Genomic DNA, 22,121 nt, shown 5'->3' with positions numbered 1-22,121 from the left:
ATTAAGGAGATCCTGCACTGCGCTCAGGATGACGGGCTATGGTTATAAATGATCCAAAGGCAAGGCTGTCGTATCGCAAATATTTCGCAAGATAAAACTGGAATGCACGCTACTAACCCCTTTAATTACAGTCAACTTACCTAGAAGAAAGCTTTGATAAGCCTTCAAATCAGGCACGATAACCTTCAGCAAATAATCAGCAGACTGGCCGGTGATCAGATAACATTGTATGACCTCAGGCAGTAGACGCATGCGCTCTTCAAAGCCATTCATGAGAGCGGGTTGATGACTATTTAATCCGACTAAAACTAGAACCGTCAGTTCTAAACCGATTTTTTCAGGATTTAAGAGGGTCACCTGCTTATTGATAAACCCGTTTTCTTCCAGCAGCTTAACGCGACGCAAGCATGGAGAGGGAGATAAGGCTACTTGTTCGGCCAATTCCTGATTCGAAATTTGACTGTTTGTTTGCAAAATTTCTAGGATTTTTTTATCTATCCGATCTATCGACATATTTCACCAATATTTAATTATATTTTGAAATATTATTCTATAAAAAAATTAATTCGTACAATTTTAGAAATTAAATTCTAAGGCAAAGAGCTTAAAATAGTAAGTTCATCACTTAACTTGCTAGGGGATTTCGATGGCTACAGACAATAAAGAAAAGATATTTATCCTGGATACCACCTTAAGAGACGGGGAACAAGCACCAGGGGCAACAATGACTATCACTCAGAAAATTGAAATTGCTGAAGCACTTGATTTTATGGGTGTTGATATCATCGAAGCAGGTTTTGCTGCTGCCTCTGCTGGTGACTTTCAATGCATCCAGAAAATTGCTGAGCACATCAAAAATGCGCGAGTCTGTAGTCTGGCACGAGCAAAGTCTGCTGATATTGAATCAGCCGTCCAGGCCTTAAAATCCGCAGCCCAACCAAGAATACATACCTTTATATCCACCTCTGACCTGCATTTGCAACATCAATTTAAAATCACTCATGAGGAAGCCATAGAAGTCATTGCTGCCTCAGTGCAGCAAGCACGTCAGTTTTGTGATGATGTTGAATGGTCTGCCATGGATGCAACACGATCTAACATCGACTTTTTAGCGCGCGCTGTAGAAACAGCAATCAAAGCGGGAGCTAAAACAATCAACATTCCTGATACTGTAGGCTATACCACACCGCAGGAATACGGTCATTTAATTAAGCGCTTAAAAGACAAGGTTCCCTCGATCGATAAGATTATTTTGTCGGTTCATTGCCACAATGACTTGGGCTTGGCTGTTGCCAATTCAATTGCCGCAATCAGTGCTGGCGCGCGACAGGTTGAATGTACAATCAATGGTATCGGCGAGCGTGCTGGTAACGCAGCCTTGGAAGAAATTGTCATGGCTATCAAAACCAGACAAGACCAATTTCCCTTTGCTATGAATATTGACCCCAGCCATATTGCCGCTATATCGCAACTGGTCTCCGCAGCAAGCGGCTTTATCGTGCAGAAAAACAAGGCCATTGTCGGAGCCAATGCCTTTGCCCATGAATCCGGTATTCACCAGGATGGCATGCTCAAATGTCGCGAGACCTATGAAATTATGAGACCTGAATCCATTGGTTTGACCCAGTCGACCTTGAGCATGGGTAAACACTCGGGCCGTGCAGCCTTTCGCAATAAGTTGGCTGCTTTAAATATCGACTTAGATGAGGTCGCGTTTAAGCATCTATTTACTCAGTTTAAAGAATTAGGTGATCAACAAAAAGAAGTCAGTGACGAGGATATTATTGCCTTAGCAAAAGGACAAGGTCCTAAAGTGCAACAGGAAAAAGGTCTGATCTGGATGGATGGCCAATTTATTCCCTGGAACGAGGCGCAGGTACCCATTCTAACCCATGGCTTACACTATGCCAGCTCAGTCTTTGAAGGTGAACGTGCTTATAATGGCAAGATATTTAAACTGCATGAGCACAATAAGCGTTTGCACGCCTCAGCCAGGGCGCTGGGCTTTAAAATCCCCTATTCGGTTGCAGAATTGAATGAAATTACCGAAGAACTGATTCGCCGCAATAACCTGCAAGACGCCTACATTCGCCCTATTGCCTGGTGTGGCGAAGAAACCATGAGTGTTGCCTCACACGCCTGTAAGGTGCATGTTGCTATCGCTGCCTGGCCTTGGAAATCTTATTTTTCCGACGAAAACACCCTGAGAAAAGGCTTAAAGTTGATGTGGGCTGATTGGATCCGCCCTTCCCCCTCAACAGCACCGGTCATCGCTAAGGCGGCTGGTTTATACATGATTGGCTCTTTAAGCAAAAACAAGGCTGAACAAGCTGGCTTTCATGATGCCCTCATGTTGGATTACCGTGGCTTTGTCGCTGAATGTACCGGAGCTAACTTTTTTATGGTTAAAAACGGCGTGATCCATACCCCCATTGCCGATTGCTTTTTGAATGGTATTACCCGGCAAACAGTTATTGCTCTTGCTAAGGCGCATCATCTGCCAATCATTGAACGCCATATTTATCCCAATGAGGTTATGAGTGCAGATGAACTATTTATTACCGGAAGTGCCGTTGAAATCGCACCTGTTTCGCAGATTGGCCAGCAAGAGTTTAAGGTTGGCGCAATCACCCAGATGATTATCCAAGCCTATAGCTGCCTGGTGAGGGGTAAGCCCTTTGACTTAGCGGATGTGGATCAGGATTGCTTACAGGCTGCGTCATAGTTAAACGTCATGTCGAACGTAGAGAGACATCTCCTGAGTTTAGCACTGTGCTAATCCCGGAGATCCCTCACTACGTTCGGGATGACGGGGGCTTTGTTCGCGATGGCGGGGGCTTTGTTCGCGATGGCGGGGGCTTTGTTCGCGATGGCGGGGCTTTATCGATGTTTGCCCCTAAGGGGCGGGATGCCCAGGATGACGAGTTACATTAATTTGGAGTTCCTATGAAAACCTTATATGACAAAATTTGGCAAGAACATCAGGTTTGCAACAAACCTGATGGCACCTCAATTGTTTATATTGATAAGCATTTAATCCACGAAGTAACCAGCCCTCAAGCCTTTGAGGGTCTTGCCCTGGCAGGTAGAAGGATTCGCCGCCCAGACACCATTCTAGCAGTCAGCGATCACAATATACCTACGCAAAACCGGCAAGGAGGTATTAGTGATGCTCAATCGCGTTTGCAGGTAACAACCTTAGAAGCGAATTGCCGGCAGCAAGGCATTAACTACATTGAACTTTTAGACAAGCGACAGGGCATTGTACACATCGTAGGTCCTGAGCAAGGATTTACCTTACCTGGAACAACCCTGGTCTGTGGTGACAGCCATACCTCCACCCACGGCGCTTTTGGCGCCTTAGCCTTTGGTATTGGTACTTCAGAGGTCGAGCATGTCTTCGCGACTCAAACGCTTATCTTGGAAAAGTCCAAAAATATGCGCGTTTGCATCGAAGGAGCCCTGCCCTTTGGTGTTACGGCAAAAGACCTTATCTTAGCCCTCATTAGCAAAATGGGTACGGCCGGTGGAACTGGGCATGTTATTGAATTTACAGGGTCCTTGATTCGCTCACTCTCAATGGAAGCCAGAATGACCCTTTGTAATATGGCCATTGAAGCAGGAGCACGCGCAGGATTAATAGCACCAGATGAGGTGACCTTTAGCTATCTAAAAGGCCGGCCTTATGCACCAAAGGGGAAAGACTGGGACAAGGCTTTGGCTTACTGGCGTCAACTGCAAAGTGATGAAGGGGCTCCCTTTGATAAAGAGTTCAAGCTGCAAGGCGATGAGCTGATCCCCTATGTGACCTGGGGAACAAGCCCCGAGACAGCCTTACCCATCAACGCAGCCATACCCGATCCGGCAAAAGAGCTCAATTCGGTTAAACGGGATTCGATTCAACGCGCCCTCGATTACATGGGTTTGTCAGCTGGCACACCGCTGGAGACAATTAAAATCGATAAGGTTTTTATCGGTTCCTGTACCAATGCTCGCATTGAGGATCTACGCAGTGCAGCAGCAGTCATTGAGGGGCACAAGGTTGCCTCTAAGGTTTATGCGATGGTCGTTCCAGGCTCAGGACTAGTAAAAGAGCAAGCAGAGCGTGAAGGCCTGGATAAGATTTTTATCGCCAGCGGTTTTGATTGGCGCGAACCAGGCTGTTCCATGTGTCTCGCTATGAATGCTGATCGTTTGGAGCCTGGCGAACGTTGCGCCGCGACCTCTAATCGTAATTTTGAAGGGAGGCAAGGCCGCGGAGGTCGTACTCACTTAATGAGCCCAGCCATGGCCGCCGCTGCTGCCATTACTGGAAAACTAAGCGATGTACGTCAGTTAATATCATCGAACTCCCACGGCCACTCTAACGCAACGTCATCCAGAGCCTAGTGTTGTGTAGATACCTAGGGGTCAAGCCGCGGGAATTCGTGGATTTTTTCTTCTCCATAACTGAGGTTAAACAAATATAGGATTTCATCATGCAAGCTTTTTCAACAGTAACAGGTGTAATGGCTTATTTACCTATTGCCAATATTGATACTGATATGATCATTCCCAAACAATATCTCAAGACGGTTAAACGTACGGGTCTGGGAAATCATCTCTTTGCTGAACTGCGCTATGACCAGCATAACAACCCGCAGCCAGACTTCATCTTGAATAAACCCGGATTTCAAGAAACAAAAATTTTGCTGAGCGAAGAAAATTTTGGCTGCGGCTCAAGCCGAGAACATGCGGTCTGGTCGTTAATTGATTTCGGTATTCGGGTGATCATTGCACCAAGTTTTGCCGATATCTTTTATAGCAATTGTTTGAAAAACGGTCTGCTGGCAATCACCCTATCCCAACCTACGATTCAAAAACTGGTAGAACATCAGGGCAGCCTATTAACTGTAAATTTAGAGTCTCAGATGCTCAGTACTGAAACGCTAGAAATCCTTTTTCCTATTGACAGTTATCGTCGCCAAATCTTGTTAAAAGGCTTGGATGAAATTGGTGAAACCCTAAGTTATGAGCAGCAAATTAAAGACTTTGAGAAAAAGCAAAGCCTTGCTCAACCCTGGCTTTACTTCGGAGGAATTAATCATGCATAAAACTATTCTAATTCTCCCTGGTGATGGCATAGGTCCTGAGATTTGTGCCGAAGCGGTTAAGGTGTTTGACTGGCTGAACCAACACAGCGCTCACCGCTTCGAACTCATTCAGGGACTGATAGGTGGCGCCTCAATCGATGCCTATGGCAGCCCACTCACAGAAGAAACGCTAAATCAGGCTAAGCAGGTTGATAGTATTTTGCTAGGGGCCGTAGGCGGGCCACGCTGGGATCAGCTTGAGAGTCAAAATAAGCCAGAAAAAGGCTTATTAAAAATTCGCAAAGAATTAGGGCTTTTTGCCAATTTAAGGCCGGCTACCCTATTTAATGCACTCTCAGAATCCTCACCCTTAAAAAAAGAATGCATCGAAGGCCTGGATTTAATAATTGTTCGCGAACTCACTGGTGACGTTTACTTTGGCGAACCACGCGGTCTTAACAAAGAGTATGGATTTAATACCATGCGCTATAGTCAATCTGAGGTTGAACGAATAGCCAGAGTAGCCTTTCGCCTTGCGAAACAACGTTCAAACCGTCTCTGCTCAGTTGATAAAGCGAATGTATTGGAGACCTCAATGTTATGGCGTAAAACCGTAGAGCAAATAGGTGCTAGGGAGTTTCCAGAGGTCGAGCTCTCACATATGTATGTCGATAACGCTGCGATGCAGCTCATCCGCGACCCCAGGCAATTTGATGTTCTGCTCACGGCAAATTTATTCGGCGATATTTTATCCGATGAAGCGTCGATGCTGACAGGTTCCTTAGGGATGCTCCCCTCTTCATCCTTTGGTGAACTTCATTCGCTCTATGAACCAATCCATGGCAGCGCACCTGATATTGCTGGAAAAAACCTTGCAAATCCGCTGGCAACGATTTTAAGTGTGGCGATGATGCTGCAGTATTCCTTTCATTTTGAGCGGGAAGCGCAGCTTATTCACAAAGCAGTAGCTCAGGTTTTGGAGAAAGGCTTTCGTACTATGGATCTGATGAGATCTGCTGGTCAATTAGTGTCAACGGTAGAAATGGGGGATCGGGTTATTGTGGAGTTGATGGAGTTGATTTAATGACCGTCATCCAGAGCGCAGCGAAGGATCTCCGGGATTGGCACTGTGTCTCATTCAGGAGATCCTTCGCTGCGCTCCCAAAAACGTACGTCATGTCAAACGTAGAGAGACATCTCCTGAGAGTAGCACTGTGCTAATGCCGGAGATCCCTCACTATGTTCGGGATGACGGGGTCTTTATCGATGTTTGCCCCAAAGGGGCTGGGGCGCTCTGGATGACAGGCTACCCTAGATAACAATAGAACTCCTTTGCTGCCCATCATCCGATTTCTGGTCAACCGCCATTTCTTGAATTACAGACTCAATCTTTGGTGCTTTAGCACTCCCCTGATGACCAAATAAGGTAGCAATTCCATAATTATTTACATTCAATTTTTTCCTTGGCTCCTGTTGTTGAAGGGGTTGCGTCGCAGAACTTGAAGGCCTTGGGCTAACAGATTCATTAGGTTTCGTTGATTCCGCTGTTTCTGCAACCTTAGACTTCGATGTTGAACTCTTTGCCCCAATACATGCCGCCAACTCGGAAAACCTATTCATGTCGATACGTTCAGAAGGCTTGTATTTGCCAATCAATTTTGCAAGCTCAGCAAGCTTAGTTTGATTCAGCTCTTCAGGCTCTTCCTTCCATTGGACAAACAATTGAGTAAGCCCCTCAACATTAGCGGCTTTAACAGCTACCGGCTTTTGTAAGGTATCAATGTAATAGACTAGCCATTTCGTTTCGACTTTAGTGACAACAAAGGAATCAGGACGATAAGATGTCGCCTGATTCGGTTGAGGGACAAAATCCTTCACCGCCACACAGCCTTGGCTCTTAGCACTAATGTGTATCGCTCGCGAAATCTCCTGACGAACCCTATCGGCTATAGAAAGAATATGCCCGCGCTTTGCAACAATCGCCAAAATGTCTGCTTGTAAGAAAGCTAGCTGCTCTGAAGTCAGAGGCTCTGTAAAATCATGCTTTAACTCTTTCTTATTGATCGTATCAACTCTGGGTTTCCCCGAGGGATCTATAACGATATACTGCAGTAACTCCTCAGTTATTATTACCGAAGGTACAGCTGAGGCCTCATTTACATCAGCCTTCGGCTCCTCCTCCCCTGAGCGAACCTTAGTAATGCTCATATAAAGCTTGTTTTTTTCTGCAGTAACCGCATTAAACTCCTTAGGTTTTAGGCACAGTTCATAAGGTTCAGCAACAGAACTGTTGAGTTGTTCCGCGGATAAGGCATTATTATTTGCGAGCACCTCATGGAATGACTCCCAAGAATCTGTATTGATAACCTGTAAATTCGCCTCCCCTTTTTGTTTTTGATACAAAACCCAGCGCCCTGTATAAGGATCAGGTTCGCGCGTTAAAAAGTAGGTACCAACGATAAGTCTAAAGCGTGGAATTTTCGCTAAATAATTGTGAGAAATAAGAGTAACCCCATGATTTTTTTGTAAAACCTGGCCTACATTCTTATGTTTTACCTTATCAACTTCCTGGCGAAACCAGATGTGCTGTAAATAGGTCTTAAGACGCGGCAAGTCATCTGCTGTCAGTTGCTTCTTCTCAGCTAACCAAGTAGCCAACAAGGGATAATTACTCAAATGCAACTGCTTACAGTCACCAAGACTATCGTACCAACTCAGTTGATACTCCCTGGGATTCTTTGTTAATACATAGGCAGAGGTCAGATTACGCAATTGTTCTGAGGCCGGGTTAAGTAATACTTGAGTTCGGCTAAGCTGTTCCTCGACTAATCTGGCGCACTCCATTTTGATTTTGAACTGCAGCTTTGAGTTTTCTTGCGGAAGTTTGGCAGATTTTAAGCTTTCCAAAGTTCGTTCTAATTCACTTTTAATAACCAACAGATTCGCTTTTCCGGTAAGGTCATACCAAGTCAATTGCCATTTCGAACGACTGCCACTTGGCGCTGCTAAATGAAAAACTTGTTTATCAGGATGTGATTGTACAAATCCGGCAGCCTCAACATCATTTTCAAATAGGACTATTCCTTCCGCTGTCTTCCGCTGTCCTGCGGCCATTTCCCGCAACTCTCTTTTACGCTGCTCTGCCTGTTCGTTTGCCAGAGCAAATTGTCTAATGAGAGAATCAATATCCTTATCAATCAATGTTCTTAATGGAGGAATTAATACTTCATGAATGTACTGATCGGATAACTTCTCCTCACTATTTTCATAACCCGGTATTGCTCGGATAAGAAAGGTAAACAGCCGAGTATTCGCTGAAGTTGATTCCCATCCTCCTAAGCTGACAAATTTTTTAAATTCTTGCAGCCTAATAATAGGATCTGGAAATGCTTTTAAGTCAGTAATTGTTTTAGTGAAGGCATCACCTCGGTATCGAGTGAAGTAAGTGATTACACTTCGCAGCATAGATTCTGCTGTTTGATATTTAGACTGCGCTTGCTCAAAAACCCCTACCAACCGCTTCTGGCCTTCTTCCGAACCATCGGAAATAAAATCAACCATGGACTTAGTGAATTCAATTAAATTGTAAATAATTTTCTTTGACATTTTTGTGCTCCCGATATCCTTATGGGTTTCGCCATCTTATCCTAACGGTGCAACCTAATACAAGTAAGAAAATTAATTATCATTAAGTTCACTGAGAAACCATGTTTGGCGCATCTTGAACGAAAATAATTATAAAAAATGCTCAGATAGCCATCTATGCCCTGCTTTCTCATAATCCTTTTCTAAAGTATTCAAAACATGGTGAATGGCTGCCTAAAAAAGCTACTTGCAAAATAAAAGCAAACAGCTAACATTGGGTTTGCTTTTATATAACAATAATAAAAAAGGGATGTCATGAGAATCGCACTTTTTTCTGCTGCTTTACTGGCCTCAGGCCTCACAGTAGCGGCCACACCCATAGATGGCTTGTATGGTAGCGTATTTGGTGGATACTCTTATCTGCCTGACAATGTCAATAAAAACTATCACGGGAACAAATTTGAACGCGCAGAGTTCAACGGCGGTTACAACGTTGGAGGGCGCTTTGGCTATCAAAGTCATCCTCTACGCTATGAGGGTGAATTTACCTATATCCAGGCAGACGTAAAATCCTTTCATTCCGGACGCCACCAACCCTTTCAATTTGGCCCAATTCGGCAGCGCCATCGTCATGTGAACGGTGACACATCTTCGGCACTGGGAATGGCTAATGTCTATTACGATTTCCCAGAGATGGTACCCTGCATTTCTCCTTTTGTAGGTGTTGGGCTTGGCTATGGTTGGGTTCAAACCTCAATGAAAAACCATAACCTTTTATTTCGTCAACAGTTTAAAGGATCTGGTAGCGCCTTTGCTTATCAAGGGACTGCTGGCTTTACCTTCAATTTTTCTGAAAATTATGCGCTCAATCTTGCTTATCGCTATGTAGGCAGCACCAGAGTTGATGATCTTGGTAAGAATTTCCAAGGAAATTTAGCTAGTTTGGGTGTGGTTTATCGTTTTAATGAATATCAATATAAATAACAAAAAGGGTGCCAAATGAAATATTCATCTCAATTTGCCATTGCAGGTCTCATGCTTGCAAGTTGCTCAACATTTGCAGTCACCCCAGCTGATGGCTGGTACCTAGGTTTGATGGGTGGTTTAAGTTTTGCGCCAAGCATTAATCTCAGAACACCAAACCCTACGCAACTCCTTAATATAGCTGCAGCTACTAATCCGACTTCTAACAATCTTAATATCAACCCACTAGTAACCCTACCTAACTCTAAGTTTCCAGGATGGTACAGCTTCCTTAATGGTACTGTTGAACATAGCGTAGGTGGTGATTTTGGCGGTCAGGTAGGCTATCGAATTTGTAATTTCCGCGTGGAAGGTCAATTTCTATTCAATTACTCACCGGTTTCCTCCATAAAAGTAGGTGGAACCACTATTACCAGGCACGTGACCTTCGTCAATCCATTAAGAGTCAGTGGGCAAACTGCTTTAGGTGCTGGCCTGGTGAATGGTTATTATGATTTTTATAACGAAGACAATGATCCAACCTGGGTTCCCTATCTTGGTTTAGGTATAGGCTATTCTTATATTCGTAATACAGTAACTACCTCAGTCCCTTATCTCTTCAACAGTGGTTACAATTTCACAGTCAAAACCAACAAGAGCACACCAATTGGCCAAGGTATTATAGGTATTAGCTATTACTACTCCGATACGCTCGCTTTTGGAATGGATTACCGCTATATCTCTACACGCAATATTAAAGAGCTGGGATCGCGCATTTCATCGAATACACTGAACTTTAATTTTAACTATTGGTTCGGGCAATAGATAGATAGCATCCAGGCTACGGTACTTAATTTATGTCGTCCCCGCGCAGGCGGGGATCCATGGGGAATTAGCGTAGTGCAGCCTTTGTGGATAGATTCCCGCCTACGCGGGAATGACAATATCCCTAAACTTGTCAGCCCTATCTACACTTACATCTCCCCCAAACAAAGCCCTAAAAAATTTTGGAGTTCCATGTCATGGCCTATTTAATTGCCCCTTCCCTTCTCTCAGCTGACATGACCTGCCTTGGCGAGGAGGTTAACAATGTCATTCAAGCTGGGGCAGATATGATTCATTTTGATGTCATGGATAATCACTATGTGCCCAACCTAACTTTCGGCCCACCTATTTGCCAGGCTTTGCATAAACGCTTTCCCAACCTAGCTATTGATGTTCATCTCATGACGAGACCCGTCGATGAATTGATTAACCAATTTGCCAAGGCAGGTGCCAAGCGAATCAGCATTCATCCTGACGCTACTATTCATCTTGACCGCTCTTTACAGCTGATCACACAACTGGGATGCGCAGCAGGTCTGGTATTAAATCCAGCAACTTCGCCTGAATGCCTTGAATGGTGTATCCATCATCTGGACTTTGTCCTGGTAATGACAGTTAATCCTGGCTTTGGCGGGCAAAAGCTAATACCGGAGATCATCGATAAAATTCGCCGGATAAAGGCTAAGTACCCGTCTCTCGCTATTTGTGTCGATGGTGGCGTAAGCATAGATAATATTGCCCATCTAGCTAAGGCAGGCGCTAGCGAGTTTGTTGCTGGTTCTGCTATCTTTTCTAGCGATGATTATGCTAAAACAATCCGAATAATGCGTGAAAAGCTGTCGACTGAGATCCTATGAGAAAGTTATTATTACTATTAAGCCTCTTCTACCTAACGCCGCTGACCTATGCAAGCTCAGGCCAAGCCTACCTTGAGCGCTTCATGGCTTACCAGGCCTGGAACCAAAATTTACCAGAACAGCCTGGCGAAGACTTCTTTGCCTTCATCGATAGTGATACTCCACTTGCACAAAAATTACGTGAAAAATGGCTCTACCGCTTAGCTCAGCAAAAAGATTGGGCTAATTATTCCAAACATTACAAACCATCTGCCGACCTAAACCTGCAATGCTTTGAACAAATTGCCAATTACAATCAGGGGAAAACAGATGAAGCCTTGACTAAGGCTAAAACCTTATGGCTCTCTGGCTCGTCTTTGCCACCGGTTTGCAATACTCTCTTTGACTATTTATTAAAAAGCGAGAGTTTTAATGAAAACTTGATAACTGAACGAATTATTCTTGCCTTAGATAAACGCAATATTGGCCTCGCTCGCTTTTTATTAAAGCAATACAAAGTACCACGTCTCAAAGACGAACAATTGTTAACGGCTATCTATCAAAATCCAACAAAAATTGCCCAATTAGAGCCTGGTGAATTGCATGATTATTTCTATTTATTTGGCCTAAAACGCATGATCGCCGCCAACATGAATCAGACAATGAAATATTGGGAAACCCCTAAGACCAAGCAGTTTTTAAACGAAGCCCAACAACAGTCCTTTCTTGTACATTTAACTATCTATAAAGCAATGCGCAACCATGAGGATGAGCCGCAATGGTTTGCCAAAATAAAACCTGCTTTTTATAGCGATATCCTACTTGACTGGCAAATTCGCTTTGCTTTGAAACGCCAGCAATGGGAGGAAGTGGAATATCTGATCAATCATTCACCGGACAAAGATAAACCTGTCTGGCAATATTGGTTAGCCAGAGCGTTGGAAGCAAAAGGGGAAACAGCTAAGGCTAAACCCATTTATCAGACTATCGCTCAATCCAGGCATTACTATGGTTTCCTAGCAAGCATGCGTCTCAATAAAAAGCCAACCTTTGAAAATGAAAACCCAGTCAATAATATGGCTTTGCTAAGACCCTATCAGCCGTTTACAGATAATATCAAAGCACTCTACTATTCAAAGCAAGCACTGCAGGCATCAAGACTCTTGAATGATTTTATCAGCGAGCTGCCCAAGGAAGACAAAAGCGCGTTGATCTATTGGATAGCAAACACGCTGCAGTGGTACGGAAAATCAGTTTATTTAAGTAGTAATGAAGAGTTGGCTAATCAGCTATCGCTGCGTTTTCCTGTCATTTACCATGACACAGTTAACCTCTACGCTAAGAATTATCAGGTTCCGCAAGAATTTATCTACGCAATTATCCGTCAGGAAAGTGGATTCAGAGAAGATGTTGTATCGTCTGCCGGAGCACGCGGGTTAATGCAAATCATGCCTGCTACAGCCTCAGTTGTCGCTAAACACGCGAAAATCACTTATAGCGATAAGAATCAGCTTTTTGCGTCTCAGAAAAACATTAATATTGGCGTGGCCTATTTAAAGCAATTAAAAAATCGATATAACCATCATCCAGTCCTGGTAGCAGCAGCCTACAACGCTGGCCCTAGCCAGGTGAATTACTGGCTTAAAAACCATCCACCCAAAGAAATGGATATCTGGATAGACACCCTGCCTTGGCACGAAACACGTAATTACCTAAAAAATATCATTGCTTTCTATGCTGTTTATCAATACCGCTTGCAGCAAAAGCCAGACTTAAAGGGCTTTATGACGCCGCTATAATATTCTGTCATCCTAGCCCCCTACAAAGTAAAGAAAATCCCCACGTTCCGCGGCTTGTTCGCGGGACGTGGGCAAGGGTTTAGTGCTTAATCTCCCCTACACCCCGTCATCCCTCACTATGTTTGGGATGACGGACTATGTTAGGGTGACGGGAATGACAGTGGCGGCGGGGATGCCTATTACAAATTATCAAAATGCTAACTTTCATTTTAAAACAAAACGCCCTATAATTGCCCACTTTGCTCCTATAACAAATACCCATGACGATAAATATTACATTTTTTGGAGCCGAAGGAGCCGGCAAAACCAAACTTATTAAAAGGATGTTTAATCCCAGCCTACCTATATCAATTGAACCTGAACCTACTATAGGCGGTTTATTTGACCGACCAGTTGTTCGCGGGGTTGAGCTGAAAATATGGGATGTTAGTGGTCAAGAACGGTATCGATCTCTTCGCAAGGTCTTTTTTAATGGTGCAGATATCGCTGTGTACTGCGTCAATTTATCGCTTCCAATTAATAATGATCTTATCGATAGAGACATTGAGGAGTTTCGTGCCACAAATAAAGAGGCAACTTTATTATTAGTAGGTACCAAATCTGATCGGGACGTTAATTCAGATACAACACTAGCATCGATCAACAATCAAGCCTTTGCAGAACGCTTTCGTCTTTCCTCAGAGGATGATCATTCACTGCAGTCATTTTTTAACATTCTAATGAGTATTGGCAAGCAGCGTTTACCCATGAAAGTAGCCGCAATGACCAATTCCGAAGTCGCAACCACAAAAACAGAACTCTTCCGTACCGCAAAAGAAAGATTAGCATCACAATCAGCCCTGTATTTAGCCCTAGAAAGCCTAGGCGAGTGCGCTATCGATTTACCCGAGGAGCGGTATAAGCAGCTTGGTCAACAAGCAGTTATCCTTGTCGAAGCCTTATATTCAAGTGAAAACAACAAACAGTTTGCTTCTGATATTCAAGCGTTTAGAGATAATTGCTATTCCATAGTGAAAGAAGAAACACCTTATGTAAAAAACCTTGTTTTATCAGTTGTTGCTGCAGCTGTAGTCACTGTAGTTGTTGCAGCCCTGGGCTTTGGAATTGGTTTTGTACTAGGAGCCTGGGCAGGACCAATGGCCTTTTTATCAGCAATTACAACTAGTTATGCCGCAGCCTCTATTGTTATTGCCAGTGGTACAGCAGGAACTATTGCTGGTTTGATAACAGCCTATGGCTTGTTCAATCAAAGCACTGTTGAAACTGAAGTTATTGATCAAGTGGCGGAAGCCGCTTCTGCTTTTCGACTTTCTATGCAAGCGCAAAACTAATTCGAATCAGCAACCCCTCAACCACGGAAAGAGAATTACCGTAATAGGTCACCCCCATCCCGAATTCCCGCGGCTTGACCGTGGGCTCCGGTGTTCACTCTGAGCCCATAGAGCCCGCGGTCAAGCTGCGGGAATTCAATACTAGGGTAGGGGCTGACCTATTACGAATTACCTATGTGGAGCAGTAAACACTCCTAAACTGCGTACTGTCTTTTTCACATCAATAAAAGCATGATGTAAGGGTTTATAACTAAATTAAATTCCATCTACCTGCTCCCCTACCAGTGCTCATCAATAATACGACTTCCTTGGTATTCTTCAATTCTGCGGTGAGTTGCTGGTGAAATATCTGTAGGAAGATTGTCCAGATCAAACCATTGCTCATCCATGATTTCGAGAGAACGAACTGCGTTTTTCTCAAATTTATCAACTAAATAGAAAATGATGTAGTCATCACGTTTTTCGTGGTTATTGTGATAAACGCTGAATAACCTTGGCAAGGTTAAACAACGAATACCCACTTCTTCGGAAAGCTCCCTTTGCACAGCCTCAATAGGTGTTTCACCAGCATCAACTGCGCCACCTATGGTATACCAGCCCGGAGTATAGCTATGCTTAACTAATAAAACCTTCCCTTCGTGAATAACCAAGGCTCGCGCACCAACAGATTTGTTGACAAAGAGCGAAAAAGCCAAGCTTTTAACTCGTCCTATAAATTTACGCATGAGCGCCTCTATTTAACGTCAGTTATTTAACATTAATTGTTTATATTTTGACCTTAACCCCTCGGTGGTCTATCTTTTAAATAGATAGTATTTGATGCACAGCTAACATTGTCAATTAGGAAGCCAGATTTGCAAACGCGGTGAGCAAGCTTGGGATGTTACTGAGAAGCCTAATGCGTTTCGAGAGGAGTCCACTTAGATGTAACTAACTGTGGCAAGAGTACTATCCACTTTTGGTAGATCATCGACTTGAGCTGCTAGCAGCTTAGAGGGGTCAAACTAAGACCCTAGATCCCACGTACCGCGCTAGTCACGGTACGTTGGCGATTAGTTTATTAGATCACTCCGAATAAGGACAATAACCTCCTGTTTTCTGTTCCTCCAATTCATTGATGATATCTGGCGCATGTTCAGCAAGAATATCTCTAAACATAGCATCCTCATCATTAAGCACCTGTTTCCCAATCATTTTGTTAATCTCTTGCTTGCTTAGAAAGCTCAAGATCAAATCACTCGATACAGAAGCCATTTGCTCCGGAAGCATTTCAACCGTATAGATAAGCCTCTTATCCAACCTATCTAATTTCTGTTTTAGCAGCCAATCATCAAAAAACTGTCGCTCAATTAATCCCTTCCTTGGCCCATGAGGACAAACAATGAGTACTCGCGAGCTCTCTGCCTGAATCCAATAATCATCTGTCCATCCTTGCACTATTTCATTTAGACTTGTCAATTGCAGCTGAGCTGCTTCCTTCGCATAGCTATTCAAGGACTCACTCGTCGCCTTATTGTATTTCGCCATAAGTTGGCGACAGGCTAATTTATCTTCCCATTTTGCTAGAAGTCGATAAGTTAGTAGGATTGTTTCATTGAGGAAGGATTGATAAGGCAACAACTCTGATTTATGGTGCACAATCAACTGCTTTAATTTCTTTTGCAGCTCTTTTAGACCATCCTGGGATTGCCCTTCTTCAATGAGGATATTGAGGGTAACAGCTATATGCGACAAGGTTTTCAATTGTCGATACCTTGAGCCAAGAGCAGCAGAGTCGCAGGAGGCAACTTCCTCATAATTGAAATCCATGTTTTGCTCCAGAAGAGACAATTTACCATTTAAATAAATCATGACATGCCTGATGGTCTTCAAATAGTTGACTGCTTTCTGGTTATGAATATCAAGAAATTGCTGATTGAGCTGTGCAAGTGAATCGTCTAAATGGAATTTTGGCTTGCTAGGTCGAGAAACTGTAGAGGTTGAGAAAAAACGATGTTGTGACTGTTGGGGATTAGTGACTAAAAAGATAGCTCCGACTTCCTCTTCTAGCTAGTGCACGGCCTTGATTAACGAGTCTTTGTCTGAGCATCGCGGATATTGCTGGATTAGATAACATAATATGCACTCCTTGGTTAATTAAAAAATACTCAGATTTAATTTAAACCAACTCGAGTGGGGCTGTCAACCTAAGATGGCCCGTCTGCTATCCAAGCCATCTAGACATGCCCCGTTCAGGCTGAGGAAGCGCGCGACGCTGTCTCGAACTGGGGTATCCCCACGAATTTGAAATTCAGATGTATGACTAAAAAAATGTATGTTAATCGCATAAGTTGATCTATTTTTCTGTCATTCCTGCGCAGGCAGGAATCTGTCTCCCAAACAGAGTGATGGCCTTTGCTTGAGAAATGGATTCCCGCCTACGCGGGAACGACATAAGAAAGAGCATAATGATTTAATAAATAACTATTTTTGAGTTGCAAATTCGTGGGGATACCTCAGGTCTCGAAGCCTTACTAGAGCCTTCGAGACGTGGCTTAGGCCACTCCTCTCAAAGAGCAGCCTTCATTTTAGCTGCAATCGCAACCAATATTCGGTGTATCAAACACCTCTTGTGAGAAAGGACTGAGTCTTTGCACAAAAAAACCAACAATATTGCGGCCAACCCAATTTTCAGTGTCATCGAAGCGTCTGAGAGATGTTGCATCTTGATTCGTGCCAATCAAAACCTTATTGACATAACTAAAGCAATCATTTTCTCCCCCCTTCATCTTGGTGAGAACATAGCCAATGTCACATTCTTCGGTTTGCCAAAGAAGTTGATGAAAGGCAATCATTTCTACCAACTTTTGACCACTTACCCTTCGTTCCGGTTCCTCAACCTGCGAAAAAGGTCTTGTATCAATTTCATCCGATTCTGGGGCAAATTCTATCAGGGTTGGCGTTATTTGATTTGGAAGATCAATAATAATTTGCGCATGATGTCCTAAGTAACCCTCTAGATTCTCGCTTAAAAACTGCGCTGAACGGGTTACAACTTTGAAGCTCGTTTCATCTTCTAAAAATCGTTCGAAGGCTTGCTTATCATTATTGAAATTGTTAACCAAGATTTCTTGTCTCACCTTGTCTTCAAAATAAGAAAAAGGTAGATTAATTTGAGCTGTCATTTTGTCCATGCATTCGCTAACTCCATTTAATGCATAACGCAATTGCCTTGTAAGCTCATCTTTAAACAACTTTTTAGGCGCTCTAAAACCTATAGCCCCACCTACAGACATCCCAGTCACTAAGCCGTCGGCAAGAAAATAAAAGGGATTATTTAAGGTACAAATTGCTCTAAATAGCCCTGCAACACCACCAATTAGAGCCCCCAAAACACCTGTTATAAAACCCAGCAGTGCAGAACCAAGATTAATCAGTGCATAGCCGACTTCGACTGCTACAGTATAGGCTCCTGAAAGCTCAGAGAGATTCTGATAATGAGATTGAATGAGTGTTAGATGATCATGGTCTTGAATTTCTGGATCAAGAAACTCAGAGAGAACATTACATAATTGAATTATTTCAGCCGCTATTAATCGGTTTTTCTCGGTATTTTCTTTACTTATCGCCTTTAAGATTAGCAACAAATAATATTTAATCTCATTACTTACTAAGCTATTAATTGCGTTAAGACATTCTGCAACGGAATCTTTATTAAGAGGATCAGCCATAAACAAGAACTCGCGAAATATAAAACAATCTGTTTATTTTAAGCTCTGAATGATAAAGGATTTAGTTTTTTTGTCAATAGAATAAGCTTTTATCCCCTCTCCCCCAGGCTTACTGCCATTCAGTTAAGGGGCTATATCCAAGCCGTTCGGGCTGAGGAGGCCTTTAGGCTGTCTCGAAGCCTTGCACAATGTTACGCTTCGAGGCCTGTGCTTGCTTTATTAATGGCCGTGAGACCATATGGATTATTCACATAGTACAACTGCTACTAGCCACTGCTGCACACTCCACAGGTGCTAAGCACTCAACATTGCTAAGTCTTTCTTGCACTGAAGAAAAAACCGTTTTTGTCTTGATATCTTTCACAATATAGTTAACAAAATCTGTAAATTTTGCATCAACAGCAGCCTGTTCGTAATAATCAATTGCCTCATGCAAGCGCTGTTCTGCAAAAGATGCTGAAAGCTCTTCTTCACTGTTTATAGAAGGAATACGCCCCTCAGCAAGTAACCCACAAATTAAATTGGCCAAAGGTAAAAGGGATTGAAACTCTATGCTTTTGAAACGATTGATAAGTTCTATACGTGCCAGATGCTCAATCTCGATTGGGGGAGTATAAGGAGAATAAAAATCCCCTGTTTTACTTTTTTTGAACCAGGCTTTTAAAATTTTTGTATATAAAATATACATCATATGCTTATTAAACTGATCACTTTGAGCTAAGCCATCGATGTTTAGGAGAATGCTATCACCGCGTTGTTCAACTGAAAAAACTCTTCCTGGGGTAGATGATTTGGGAAGCCCTTCCTGTAATTCATGGATACTTACCAAATGTCTGGAGGGAAAGCAGATTGAGTTAGCAATAATTTCAAGTTCCTCTTTAACTCCTAAATTTTTAAATAACTCAATAATCATTGAACCATCAGGCTTTCCAAGCCCATAGATAATTACTTTTTTTAGAACCTCTAAACTACCTTTCATACTGAAATCTCTGGTGTGAAAACCGGACATTTTAGCATCAGCTTCAAACAAACAATCCTGCACAGTTATCTATTTTATGATTTTGACTATTAGCTAACCTGATAACTTCAACTTCAAGGGAGCATTTGGCGAAGAAAAAGCGAGTTTCATTTAACTACTACTGACTCCCTGTATTCCGCAAAAATCTTAGTAACATATAATTAGCCTGCTCAACTGCCTGATCAATAGCCTGCTTAGGCATTTTGATACCCGCAAAAATTTCCTCCATGGCTTGATCATTAATTATTCTAATTTGATTTTGTGGTCCCAGATGCAAACGGTCTTGTGCGTTTCCTGGTAGGGATAAATCGCTTTGTGCAAGCGCAAGAACTGGATGCTTGTTCTTTTCGGCCAATTGCGAATAAATGCCTCCTGTGCCCAAAGGCAGATAACCAGTTTGCTTATGCCAACGCTCTTGTACCGCAGGCTGGGCAAGATAGGAAAAAAATCGCGCAATTCCAGCATAAACCTCAGGTTTATGACCAGCAACCGCCCATAAGGCAGCTCCCCCGGCAACGTTGTTATAGCGTGATTTACTGACACTGGTATCCAAGGGCAAAAGTGCGACACCTAAGCGAAACTTTACTATCTCCGCTAAGCTGTTATAGCTGCCTGATGATTGACTAAACAAAGCACATCGACCACTTGTAAACAACACTGTTGCGTCGCTGGCTCTGCCGCCATATTCAAAATAATGTTTTTTTTGCCAGCGCTCTAAGCGCTTAAGATGATGAACTATTGCCTGGTTATTGTAATTCGCCCGCCTAGGCTCCCCTTCTACCATTGCCAAGCCATGAAGGGCTGAAAAGGATTCAAGTTGAATCCAGCTCGGGTAGGCTGAGGTATAGGCACAACGATAACCCGCTTGCATTAATTTTTCAGCGAGAATCTCCAGCCCGTCCCAAGTCTGTGGAAAGGAGTCGTCCTTATAACCCAGTTGTTCTAAAACATCAGCATTATAAAAAACTACAGGGATTGAAGTATTAAAAGGCATTGCCAACAATTGATTTTCTTTAGAGTAAAACTCACGAACTGCGGGCAAGAAACTCTCTTTTGGTAAAGAAAGCCCTTCCTCCTGCATAAGCTCATCAACCGGTTTGATAATCCCTTTAGGATGCAACATCGTCGCCGTACCAACCTCAAAAATTTGCACTAGTGCCGGTGGCTGCTTTGCGCGAAAAGCTGCAGCAAAACTGGTGAGTGCTTCGGTATACTCCCCCTTATAAACCAGCGTCACTCTATAGTCTTTCTGACTGCGATTGAAGTCGGCAACAAGTTGCCTAGTCACCTCACCTGTATGGCCAGCCAATGAATACCACATGACCAATTCGACAGGCTTGGCAAATAAGGCACTGAGAAAACAAAACAAGAAAATAAAAATGGATAAACGCATTATGATAGCAAGTCAGGATAATCACTAAACACAGCATCAACTCCCCAATCAAAAAGCTTGTTGGCCTGACGGCGTCGGTTAACCGTGTAGACCAAAACAACATAGCCCTGCTCTTTAACCTGTTTAACCCGCTCCGCTGTCAGCACACGCCTATTGAAATGTAAGGAATAACATTGCAACTCTTTGGCTTTGGCAAGCCAATCCTTATCCCATTCATGCAAAAGTAATCCCAGAGGCATTTCTGGAGCTAGGCTCCGACAGAGAGTTAAGGCTGAGTAATCAAAACTTGAAATTAGGGGCATTTCCTTCGTTTGCGGCCAGTAGCGATTGATATGCGTGAGCACAGCTATCGTCGTTTGCTCTGTTGTTCCAGGATAGGGCTTTATTTCAATATTTGCTCCTACATTGGAAAAGGTTAACCACTGCAAGACTTCGCGTAAATGCGGGATCTTTTCACCTTGGAATCGCCTCGCAAACCATTTCCCAGCGTCCAGGGTTTGCAAATACTCCGCATTGACCTTGCCAATATCCCCTTGACCATTAGTTGTGCGTCGAAGTGCCTCATCGTGAAAAACAAAGGGCTCACCATCTGCGCTGAGCATGACATCAAACTCAAGAAAGCGGCATCCCATCGCCAGAGCCTTATCAAAGGACGCAATCGTATTTTCAGGGGCATAGGCCGAAGCCCCCCTATGCCCGATTATTCGTTCAATTATTTGCAACAGCATGTCCCTCTTGGCGGTTAGAAGCAAGCTCAACCATTGCGCTCATAACCAGTTCATTACTAACAGTCAATGGTGCAGCCGGGGCTGGTGTAGCCACCGCATTAAAGGCCATTGCATTCATTTCACGTGCCTTAGCCATCGGCACAACCTGATCACCTTCAAAGAAATAGACTTGGTTTACAGAATAATTTTGATTGTTATAAACCTTATTTAAACGGCCTAGCTCATCGTTAATTTGCTCATACAAACGTTCACGTAACTGCATTTTAACCTGCTGAACTTCTTCCAAACTGGGTTTGAATTCAACACCGTTAATTTCATAAGTAGCGCCAGGCTTTGTAATGTCTTTTGCGCTTTTATAAATATCAGGCAAACTTGTTTGCGGAATCCTTGCCTGAGCAGCAACAAAGAGTTTATCTAGACCAGAACTATCCTGGGAGCGATCAAACTGAGTTAATTGCCATTCCCCTACAGAGATTTTATTTAGATTTGCCATAATATCAGCACGAGCTTTTACTAAATCAGCATTGGTGAGGGTTGCATTGATATTGACTGTTAATAAAGCAGATTGTGTTGTGACCCATTGTTTTGCAGAAATCTGAAATACAACCTTATCCATCGTTAATTGATAAGGCCAGTCGGAAGCATTTACCCAAGGACTTAAAGCCAGTAAAGCAAGTATCGCAATAAATCTTCTCATTACTATCTCCGTTTATAATTTGTAATAGCTCACATAGGATGTAAAAATCTTGGAGAAAGTTCAATTTTGAGTCCCGAGATGGGCCAAAAGTGGACTTTCCTGAGTACGGAGTGACCTATTACTATAATTTTTATCAGCCAGTGTACACTATGCAATTGGCGGCT

19 protein-coding genes are annotated in these 22,121 nt (G+C 43.1%); 10 read left to right on the top strand and 9 right to left on the bottom strand.

Features of this window, described 5'->3' with window-relative positions; all coding sequences use genetic code 11:
• Positions 1-42: 42 nt before the first annotated feature.
• Complete coding sequence (locus tag BN1094_RS15040) at positions 43-513, bottom strand: Lrp/AsnC family transcriptional regulator (RefSeq protein ID WP_099909032.1); 471 nt, start codon at positions 511-513, stop codon at positions 43-45.
• Between the two features lie 133 nt (positions 514-646).
• On the opposite strand from BN1094_RS15040, the gene BN1094_RS19370 reads away from it, so the two are divergent.
• From BN1094_RS19370 to leuB, 5 genes are all read left to right on the top strand, one after another.
• Positions 647-2,725, top strand: coding sequence for a 2-isopropylmalate synthase (locus BN1094_RS19370; protein ID WP_081935174.1), 2,079 nt, complete (start codon positions 647-649; stop codon positions 2,723-2,725).
• Positions 2,704-2,934: a hypothetical protein gene (locus BN1094_RS19695; RefSeq protein ID WP_141650496.1), complete on the top strand. Its 231-nt coding sequence runs from the start codon at positions 2,704-2,706 to the stop codon at positions 2,932-2,934. The genes BN1094_RS19370 and BN1094_RS19695 overlap by 22 nt, the downstream gene beginning before the upstream one ends.
• Before the next feature lie 12 nt (positions 2,935-2,946).
• Entirely contained in the window at positions 2,947-4,389 is a 1,443-nt protein-coding gene (leuC, locus tag BN1094_RS15030) for a 3-isopropylmalate dehydratase large subunit (protein ID WP_044011975.1), read from the top strand.
• Positions 4,390-4,478: 89 nt separating this feature from the next.
• On the top strand, positions 4,479-5,093 hold the full coding sequence (gene leuD, locus BN1094_RS15025; protein ID WP_044011974.1) for a 3-isopropylmalate dehydratase small subunit: 615 nt from the start codon (positions 4,479-4,481) through the stop codon (positions 5,091-5,093).
• Complete coding sequence (gene leuB / locus BN1094_RS15020; RefSeq protein ID WP_044011973.1) at positions 5,086-6,156, top strand: 3-isopropylmalate dehydrogenase; 1,071 nt, start codon at positions 5,086-5,088, stop codon at positions 6,154-6,156. Before leuD ends, leuB begins: the two co-directional genes overlap by 8 nt.
• A gap of 227 nt (positions 6,157-6,383) precedes the next feature.
• On the opposite strand, the gene BN1094_RS15015 is transcribed toward leuB, so the two are convergent.
• The gene (locus BN1094_RS15015) at positions 6,384-8,678 is read right to left on the bottom strand and encodes a hypothetical protein (protein ID WP_044011972.1); all 2,295 of its coding nucleotides are present in this window, start codon (positions 8,676-8,678) and stop codon (positions 6,384-6,386) included.
• 294 nt (positions 8,679-8,972) lie between these two features.
• Here BN1094_RS15015 and BN1094_RS15010 point away from each other — a divergent pair, with 294 nt between their 5' ends.
• The 5 genes from BN1094_RS15010 (at position 8,973) to BN1094_RS14990 (ending at position 14,411) form a co-directional block, all read left to right on the top strand.
• Positions 8,973-9,641 carry an outer membrane protein gene (locus BN1094_RS15010; RefSeq protein ID WP_044011971.1) on the top strand — a complete coding sequence of 223 codons (669 nt, stop codon included), beginning with the start codon at positions 8,973-8,975 and terminating at the stop codon, positions 9,639-9,641.
• Positions 9,642-9,656: 15 nt separating this feature from the next.
• Positions 9,657-10,445, top strand: a complete 789-nt coding sequence (locus BN1094_RS15005) for an outer membrane protein (RefSeq protein WP_044011970.1) — start codon at positions 9,657-9,659, stop codon at positions 10,443-10,445.
• A 197-nt stretch (positions 10,446-10,642) separates the two neighbouring features.
• The gene (gene rpe / locus BN1094_RS15000) at positions 10,643-11,302 is read left to right on the top strand and encodes a ribulose-phosphate 3-epimerase (RefSeq protein WP_044011969.1); all 660 of its coding nucleotides are present in this window, start codon (positions 10,643-10,645) and stop codon (positions 11,300-11,302) included.
• Positions 11,299-13,080, top strand: coding sequence for a lytic transglycosylase domain-containing protein (locus tag BN1094_RS14995; protein WP_044011968.1), 1,782 nt, complete (start codon positions 11,299-11,301; stop codon positions 13,078-13,080). Before rpe ends, BN1094_RS14995 begins: the two co-directional genes overlap by 4 nt.
• A 260-nt stretch (positions 13,081-13,340) precedes the next feature.
• Positions 13,341-14,411, top strand: a complete 1,071-nt coding sequence (locus BN1094_RS14990; protein ID WP_081935173.1) for a Rab family GTPase — start codon at positions 13,341-13,343, stop codon at positions 14,409-14,411.
• 278 nt (positions 14,412-14,689) lie between these two features.
• Here the strand turns inward: BN1094_RS14990 and BN1094_RS14985 are convergent, their stop codons facing one another.
• The 7 genes from BN1094_RS14985 to BN1094_RS14955 all read right to left on the bottom strand — a co-directional run bounded on the left by BN1094_RS14985 (position 14,690) and on the right by BN1094_RS14955 (position 21,957).
• A complete protein-coding gene (locus tag BN1094_RS14985; protein WP_044011966.1) occupies positions 14,690-15,136 on the bottom strand; it encodes an NUDIX domain-containing protein in 447 nt (148 codons plus the stop codon).
• Between the two features lie 340 nt (positions 15,137-15,476).
• The gene (locus tag BN1094_RS14980) at positions 15,477-16,220 is read right to left on the bottom strand and encodes a hypothetical protein (protein WP_141650495.1); all 744 of its coding nucleotides are present in this window, start codon (positions 16,218-16,220) and stop codon (positions 15,477-15,479) included.
• A 758-nt stretch (positions 16,221-16,978) separates the two neighbouring features.
• Positions 16,979-18,121 carry a hypothetical protein gene (locus BN1094_RS14975; protein WP_044011964.1) on the bottom strand — a complete coding sequence of 381 codons (1,143 nt, stop codon included), beginning with the start codon at positions 18,119-18,121 and terminating at the stop codon, positions 16,979-16,981.
• A 247-nt stretch (positions 18,122-18,368) separates the two neighbouring features.
• On the bottom strand, positions 18,369-19,100 hold the full coding sequence (locus BN1094_RS14970) for a hypothetical protein (protein ID WP_141650494.1): 732 nt from the start codon (positions 19,098-19,100) through the stop codon (positions 18,369-18,371).
• 157 nt (positions 19,101-19,257) lie between these two features.
• The gene (locus tag BN1094_RS14965) at positions 19,258-20,532 is read right to left on the bottom strand and encodes an extracellular solute-binding protein (protein WP_099909031.1); all 1,275 of its coding nucleotides are present in this window, start codon (positions 20,530-20,532) and stop codon (positions 19,258-19,260) included.
• Positions 20,532-21,260 carry a glycerophosphodiester phosphodiesterase gene (gene ugpQ, locus BN1094_RS14960; RefSeq protein WP_044011961.1) on the bottom strand — a complete coding sequence of 243 codons (729 nt, stop codon included), beginning with the start codon at positions 21,258-21,260 and terminating at the stop codon, positions 20,532-20,534. The genes BN1094_RS14965 and ugpQ overlap by 1 nt, the downstream gene beginning before the upstream one ends.
• Positions 21,241-21,957, bottom strand: a complete 717-nt coding sequence (locus BN1094_RS14955) for a hypothetical protein (RefSeq protein ID WP_044011960.1) — start codon at positions 21,955-21,957, stop codon at positions 21,241-21,243. Before BN1094_RS14955 ends, ugpQ begins: the two co-directional genes overlap by 20 nt.
• Between the last annotated feature and the right edge of the window lie 164 nt (positions 21,958-22,121).

It is taken from the genome of Legionella massiliensis (assembly GCF_000756815.1).
GTDB classification, from domain to species: domain Bacteria; phylum Pseudomonadota; class Gammaproteobacteria; order Legionellales; family Legionellaceae; genus Tatlockia; species Tatlockia massiliensis.
This window is presented reverse-complemented; position numbering and strand designations above follow the sequence as displayed.